Annotated in this window: 6 protein-coding genes; 3 read left to right on the forward strand and 3 right to left on the reverse strand. The window is 71.7% G+C overall.

Going from position 1 to position 6,542, the window contains the following annotated elements; all coding sequences use genetic code 11:
- Window positions 1-93 precede the first annotated feature (93 nt).
- The 3 genes from C8P66_RS21785 to C8P66_RS21795 all read left to right on the forward strand — a co-directional run bounded on the left by C8P66_RS21785 (window position 94) and on the right by C8P66_RS21795 (window position 2,893).
- A complete protein-coding gene (locus tag C8P66_RS21785) occupies window positions 94-1,338 on the forward strand; it encodes a UbiH/UbiF/VisC/COQ6 family ubiquinone biosynthesis hydroxylase (protein ID WP_111400401.1) in 1,245 nt (414 codons plus the stop codon).
- A gap of 50 nt (window positions 1,339-1,388) precedes the next feature.
- On the forward strand, window positions 1,389-1,637 hold the full coding sequence (locus C8P66_RS21790) for a DUF3297 family protein (RefSeq protein ID WP_111400402.1): 249 nt from the start codon (window positions 1,389-1,391) through the stop codon (window positions 1,635-1,637).
- Window positions 1,638-1,810: 173 nt separating this feature from the next.
- Window positions 1,811-2,893, forward strand: coding sequence for an SMP-30/gluconolactonase/LRE family protein (locus C8P66_RS21795; RefSeq protein WP_111400403.1), 1,083 nt, complete (start codon window positions 1,811-1,813; stop codon window positions 2,891-2,893).
- 77 nt (window positions 2,894-2,970) lie between these two features.
- On the opposite strand, the gene C8P66_RS21800 is transcribed toward C8P66_RS21795, so the two are convergent.
- From C8P66_RS21800 to C8P66_RS21810, 3 genes are all read right to left on the reverse strand, one after another.
- Window positions 2,971-4,008 (reverse strand): amino acid ABC transporter substrate-binding protein, encoded by a 1,038-nt coding sequence (locus tag C8P66_RS21800; RefSeq protein WP_111400404.1) that lies wholly within the window; start codon window positions 4,006-4,008, stop codon window positions 2,971-2,973.
- A 35-nt stretch (window positions 4,009-4,043) separates the two neighbouring features.
- Window positions 4,044-5,306 carry a D-amino acid dehydrogenase gene (locus C8P66_RS21805; RefSeq protein ID WP_111400408.1) on the reverse strand — a complete coding sequence of 421 codons (1,263 nt, stop codon included), beginning with the start codon at window positions 5,304-5,306 and terminating at the stop codon, window positions 4,044-4,046.
- 121 nt (window positions 5,307-5,427) lie between these two features.
- A complete protein-coding gene (locus C8P66_RS21810; protein ID WP_111400405.1) occupies window positions 5,428-6,447 on the reverse strand; it encodes a hypothetical protein in 1,020 nt (339 codons plus the stop codon).
- Window positions 6,448-6,542 lie beyond the last annotated feature (95 nt).

Raw genomic sequence — 6,542 nt, forward strand, 5'->3', positions numbered from 1 at the left:
CCGAAACGATTACGCTGTGTTTCTTGTGCCGATTGCACAGTTCTTGGGCAACGACGGCCTCGGCCGGCGCCCCATCAGGGAGCAGATGAGCAGATGACCCCATGCCTTGAGACCGACCTCTGCATCATTGGCGCCGGCCCGGTGGGCGCGACGCTCGGCGCGTTGCTCGCGGCGGCCGGGGTGTCGGTCGCCATGGTCGATGCAGCCCCCCTGCCGCCGATGGAGCTGCCGGATTTCGATGGCCGGGCCTATGCCATCGCCGCCAGCTCCCGCCATCTGCTGGATGCGGCCGGGGTCTGGGACCGCCTGCCGACCACCCCTTGCGCGATCCGCACCATCCGCGTCGCCGATGGCCGCCCGGGGGAGCGCGCCTCCCCGCTCGGCCTCACCTTCGACGCGGCCGAGACGGGCGAGTCCGCCTTCGGCTGGATGGTCGAGGCCCGGGCGCTGCGCGTCGCGCTGAACGCCCGGCTGCCGGACATGCCGAATCTGCACGTCTTCGCGCCCGCCACCGCCGAGGTGGAGCGCACGCCCGAGGGCGCGGTGGTGCGCCTCTCCGATGGCCGCTCCATCGCGACCCGGCTGGTGGTGGCCGCCGAGGGCCGCCGCAGCCCGCTGCGCCGCGCGGCCGGCATCGCTGAGGCGGGGCTGGATTACCGCCAGTTGGGCATGGTCGGCGCCTTCGCGCATGAACGCCCGCATGACGGCATGGCGCTGGAGCAGTTCCTGCCGAGCGGCCCCTTCGCCCAATTGCCGCTGACCGGCACCGCGGCGCACCCGCATCTCTCCGCCTATGTCTGGTCGGAGGGGCGCCGGCTGGGTGAGGCCGCCCTCGCCTTGTCGGATGCCGCCTTCGGCCGCGAACTGGCCCGCCGGCTGGGCGGGCATCTCGGCGCGGTCACGCCGGTCGGCCGGCGCTGGTCCTATCCGCTGAGCGCCATGCATGTCTCGCGCCTGACCGACACCCGCCTCGCTTTGGTCGGCGATGCCGCGCATGGCATCCATCCGATCTCCGGCCAGGGGCTCAACCTCGGCTTCCGGGATGTGGCGGCGCTGGCCGAGGCGGTGATCGAGGCGGTGAATGCCGGGCAGGACCCCGGTGGTGCGGCGGTGCTGGCGCGCTACCAGGCGGCGCGGCGGGGCGACAATCTGGTGGTGCTGGGCGTCACCCACACGCTGGAACGGCTGTTCGGCAATGATTTCGGCCCGGCGCGGATCGCCCGGCGCCTGGGCATCGCCGCGGTGGACCGGCTGCCGCGGGCCAAGCGCTGGTTTGCCCGCCAGGCGATGGGCTATGGCGGCGCGACCGGCGGATTGCTCGCCGGGCGCGGGATCTGATCGGTGCATCTGACCTTGGCGCCGGGCCCCGGGCTGGGTATCACCCGCGGATGAGCGATACCCCTCCCGACCGGCTCTCCGCCGATCCCAAGAGCCCCTTCCACGATGCCGCAGCACTGGAGCGTGGCGTCGGCATCCGCTTCAAGGGCGTGGAGAAGACCAATGTGGACGAATACTGCGTCAGCGAGGGCTGGGTCCGCGTCACCATCGGCACCAGCATGGAACGCAAGGGCCGGCCGTTGACCATGCGTCTGACCGGCGAGGTCGTGCCCTACTTCCGCGACGAGGCGGCGGGCTGAAGCCTGTCACGCCTGGCGCAATCTCCGGTTTGAATTTTCGGCAAAACACGCGGGAAGCGAGCGTAAGCTGAGCCGCGCCTTCACAGCCGTGTGATCGGCGACCACTACCGCCGGTCGTGGTGCCATGCTGTCCCCACACCCCCGCGCAAGAGGGGTGAGGAGGACATCGCAGCATGACGACATCCACCCCCCTCGGGCGGCGGGGCCTGCTCGGCGCCATCGCCCTCACCGCCACGGCGGCGCCCGCGGCCGCCCAACGGGTCTTCGGACCCGGTGCGCCGCCCCAGCGCTACCCCGACCCCGACATCATCGCCTTGGACCCGAGCCGCTTCAACGCGGGCCTCGGCAATACCGCGATCCGGCGCCTGCACACCGGCATGGGCTGGGCCGAGGGGCCGGCCTGGCACGCCAACGGCCGCTTCCTCGTCTGGTCCGACATCCCCAACAATGAGGCGCTGCGGCTGACCGAGGAGGATATGCATGTCAGCCGCCGGTTCCGCAGCCCCTCGGGCTTCTCCAACGGCAATACCTTCGACCGCGAGGGCCGGCAGATCGGCTTCCGCCACCTCAACCGCGACGTGGTGCGCTACGAGCCGGACGGCAGCCAGACCATCCTCGCCGCCCGCAGCCCCGAAGGCGGCTTCAACGCCCCCAATGACGGGGTGGTCCATCCCGAGGACGGCAGCATCTGGTTCACCGACCCGGGCTATGGCGCGCTGATGAACTACGAGGGCGAGCGGGTGCCCGCCTCCGCCAACAGCGTGCGGCCCTTCATCAAGGAGGCGGTATGGCGCATCGATGGCCAGACCGGCAGCCTGACCAAACTCGCGGACGAGCCGTTCAAGCCGAACGGGCTGTGCTTCTCGCCGGATTACAAGACCTGCTACATCGCCGACACCGGCTCCAGCCACTACCCCGAGGCCAAGCGCATCATCTGGGCCTATGACGTGGATGGGCCGCGGCTGAAGAACCCCCGCACCTTCGCGAACATGACGCTGGAGGGGCGCACCGGCCAGGCGGACGGCATCCGCGCCGATGAGCGGGGCAACATCTGGTCCTCGGCCGGCTGGATCGGGGATGGGTATGACGGGGTGCATATCTTTGCCCCCAATGGCGACCGCATCGGCCAGATCCGCCTGCCGGAGATCTGCGCCAATGTCTGCTTCGGCGGCGCGCGGCGGAACATCCTGTTCATGACCGCGAGCCAGTCGCTCTACGCCGTCGCGGTCGAAACCAAGGGCGCGCATTTCTGCTGATCCGGTCAGCGGACCGTCGCATAGGATGGCTCGATCCGGCAGGCGGGGTCACTACCGCCTGCCGGATATCTGTAGCGTTAGCGGAAGGCCGGCGCGTAGAGCGCCCCGCCCTGGCTCCACAGCCGGTTCACGCCACGGTCGATGCCGATGGGGGCGAGGTTGCGCTCGAACAGCTCGCTCCAGTTGCCCACCGCCTTGATCGCGTTGAACACCCAGCGGTTGTCGATGCCGAGCATCTCGCCGAAGCCGCCGGCATTGCCGACCAAGCGGCGGGTCCCGGGGTTGGTGCTGGTCAGCGCCGCCTCGACATTGGCCTGGGTCACGCCCTGCTCCTCGGCCTCGATCAGCGCATAGGCGAGCCAGCGCACGATCTCCAGCCAGCGCTGGTCACCCTGCGCCACCACCGGGCTGTACGGCTCCTTGGAGAGCACTTCCGGCAGCAGCACGAAGTCATCCGGGTTCGGCGCGCGCATCCGCGTGCCGGCCAGCGCGCCGCGATCCCAGTTCATCGCATCGCAACGGCCGCTGAACAGCGCCTGGAGGATTTCCTCCATGTCCTGCATCACCAAGGGCGTCAGGGTGATGTTATTGGTGCGGGCGAAATCGCCGACCACGAGTTCGTTGGTGGTGCCGGTCTGCACGCAGACGGTGGCGCCATCGAGTTGCCTGGCGCTGGTCAGCCCCGGCTGGCGGCGGGCCAGGAAGCCGGCGCCGTCGTAGTAGATGATGGCGGCGAACTCGAGCCCAAGCTGCACGTCGCGCTGGAAGGTGAAGGTCGAGTTGCGGCTGAGGATGTCGATCTCACCCGATTGCAGCGCGGTGAAGCGGGCCTGGGCGGAATAGGGCGTGAAGCGCACCTTGGCCGGGTCGCCGAGCACCGCGGCGGCGAGCGCATGGCAGAAGTCGATGTCGAAGCCATGCCAGACGCCCTGGCCGTCCGGCACCGAGAAGCCGGGCGTGCCCTGCGACACGCCGCAGCGCAGATAACCGCGCGACCGCACCCCATCGAGGGTGGGCGAGCTGCGGTTGGCGGCGGGGGCCGGGGCCTGGGCCTCGGCGAGGCCCGGCACGAGCAATGCGGCCGCGACGAGCGCGGTCCGGAGCGAGCGGAACATCCTGGATCCTTTTGTGCTTGGGGAATTGGGGTGCATCAGAGCCCGTGATCCGCCGGTTGAAAACCATCCATTTCGATCGGCGCCGGCCGCCCGGCCAGCGCATCAGCCACGACCTGCCCGCTCGCCATGGCCAGAGTGAAGCCGAGCGCCCCCTGCCCGACATTCAGCATCAGATTGGCGAGGCCCGGGCAGGCGCCGAGGATCGGCGCGCCGGTCGGCGTCGCCGGGCGCAGCCCGGTCCAGGGCCCGATCCGGGACCAGTCGGAGCAATCAGGGAAGGCGGCGCGCGCCTCGCGCACCAACAGGTCCAGCCGATCCGGCCAGATGCTGGTGTCATGCCCGACCAGATCGGCCATTCCCGCGACCCGCATCCGGTCGCCGAGGCGGGCATAGACCGTCTTGCGCGCCGCATCGGTGACGCTGATGCGCGGGGCCGCGTCATCGCGCGCGATCGGCACGGTCAGGCTGTAGCCCTTCAGCGGATAGAGCGGCAGCGACACACCCAAGGGCCGCAGCAGCCCCGCGGCGGCGGCCCCGGCGGCGAGGACGAAGGCATCGGCCTCCATCGCCCCCGCCGGCACCATCGCCGCCCGCAGCCGCCCGCCCTGCGCCACCAGCTCCCGCACCGGGGTGCCCCAGTGGAAGGTGACGCCGTAGCGCCGCGTCAGGATGCGGGAGAGCCCGAGGCAGAAGGCGCGGCAGTCGCCGGCTTCCTCATCCGGGGTATGGATACCGCCCACCAGCCGCGGCGCGATCCGGGCGAGGGCGGGCTCCAGCCGCAGCACCTCGGCGGCATCCAGCGCCTCCTGCGTGCAGCCGAGGGTCGCCTGGTAGCCCATCAGCGCGCGCGCGGCGTCGAAGGAGGCCTGGTCCGACAGCACCACCAGCTTGCCGGTGCGAGAATAGGCGAAGTCCAGCCCCTCCTCCTCGACCAGCCCATGCACCAGCCGGCGCGACAGCGCGGAGAGGCGCAGCAGCCGCCGCGTGGTCAGATCCGCCATCGCCGGCGTACAGGCGGCCAGGAACTTCAGGCCCCAGCGCCATTGCGCCGGGTCGAGCCGCGGCCGGAAGCGCATCGGGCTATCGGATTTCAGCAACCAGCCGGGGATTTTCGGGATCACGCCGGGCCCGGCCAGAGGCGCCACATAGGAATAGGAAAGCTGCCCGCCATTGGCGAAGGAGGATTCCCGCGCCGCCTCCGGGTTGCGTTCGACGATGCTGACGGCATGGCCATCGCGTGCCAGCGCATAGGCGGCACACAGGCCGGTCACGCCGGCGCCAAGGATCAGGATCTGCATGCGGCCGAGGATGGCGGCCGGCGGCGGGACCTCCAAGGGGGGCGGCCACGAAAGCTGGGGGCATCGGGAACACTACAGGGCCTGGGTGCCATCGCGGCAGGCAGGCTGCGCGTCGCGGCGGCTAACCCGCGTCGAGCAGCGCCAATGCGGCCTCCGGCCCGGCCAGGATCTCGGTCAGCCGCGCCGCGGCCATCAGCGACAGCCCGGCCGGGCGCTGCGCGACCGCCCCGAGCAGTCCGGTGATGGCGCGGCTATAGGGCAAGGGGTCGCCGATCCGCCCCGCCGCCCGCGCCAGGCGCCGCAGGGCCCGGGCGGCCTCCTCCATCGCCAGCGCATCGCCGCCGAGGGCCAAAGGCAGCAACAGATCCGCCTGCAATGCCGTGGTGAAGCGTGACTGGCAGGCCGCCTGCGCCTCCCGCCGCAGAGCTTGCAGATGGCCACGGCGGCGGGCGCGGTCGCCGGCCGGGGCGGCGTTCAGATCCTCCAGCAGCCGCGCGAAGCCTTCCGCGGCGGCGGTGGCGCCGGAGAGCGTCTCGGCCGCCAGCACCGGCACCTGGCAGCGTTCCAGCAGCGCATCCAGCGCCTGTTCGGTGATCGCGGCCGCGCGCGGGTCGATCCCCGTCGCGGCCGCCGCCACCGTCCCCGGCGCGGGGGAGCGCCCAAGCAGCAGCGCGAGCCCCGCCTGGAAGGCCGCTGTGCCCCCCGCCAGCAGCGGCGCCAGCGCGGCGCGGATACTGTCGGGGTCGGGAGGATCGCCGCGCAGCGCGGCCCAGAGCGCCTCCGCCCCCCGCAACACGCAGGCGGTGAGCGCCAGCATCGGTGCGGCATCCTCGGCGCGCAGCCCGGTATCTGCCCAGCCGGGGGGAAGGCCGGCCCCGGACAGGACCTCGGCCGCCTGGGGCCAGAGGCGCGCGCCCAGACGGGCGGCCCGCGCAGGATCGTCGGAGGCGGTGGCGCATTCCGCCCACAGCGCCGGCAGCGCGGCCTCGACCATGGCCGCGATCGGCGCCAGCGCGGTGCGCGGCAGGGTCGCGGTGCCGCGACGCCAGCCGGCCGGGGCGACGATCGCCCCCTCCAGCGGCAGGAACAGCAGGGACTTAGCGCCGGAATGGGCGGTGCTCGCGGCCAGGGTCGTGGTCATGCTGCCCTACCGTTCAGATGCTGCTTCTGCAGTGCCTGACGCCGTGATCCTGGCATGCCAGGATCACGGCGCGGCGGCGGTGTCGGGATGGTTTT

The organism is Humitalea rosea (assembly GCF_003253705.1).
Classification (GTDB): domain Bacteria; phylum Pseudomonadota; class Alphaproteobacteria; order Acetobacterales; family Acetobacteraceae; genus Humitalea; species Humitalea rosea.

What these genes read in the sequence shown, in the direction of transcription:
- C8P66_RS21785 (WP_111400401.1), top strand. Translation starts at nt 94, where the DNA reads ATGACCCCATGCCTTGAGACCGACCTCTGCATCATTGGCGCCGGCCCG.
- C8P66_RS21790 (WP_111400402.1), top strand. Translation starts at nt 1,389, where the DNA reads ATGAGCGATACCCCTCCCGACCGGCTCTCCGCCGATCCCAAGAGCCCC.
- C8P66_RS21795 (WP_111400403.1), top strand. Translation starts at nt 1,811, where the DNA reads ATGACGACATCCACCCCCCTCGGGCGGCGGGGCCTGCTCGGCGCCATC.
- C8P66_RS21800 (WP_111400404.1), bottom strand. Translation starts at nt 4,008, where the DNA reads ATGTTCCGCTCGCTCCGGACCGCGCTCGTCGCGGCCGCATTGCTCGTG.
- C8P66_RS21805 (WP_111400408.1), bottom strand. Translation starts at nt 5,306, where the DNA reads ATGCAGATCCTGATCCTTGGCGCCGGCGTGACCGGCCTGTGTGCCGCC.
- C8P66_RS21810 (WP_111400405.1), bottom strand. Translation starts at nt 6,447, where the DNA reads ATGACCACGACCCTGGCCGCGAGCACCGCCCATTCCGGCGCTAAGTCC.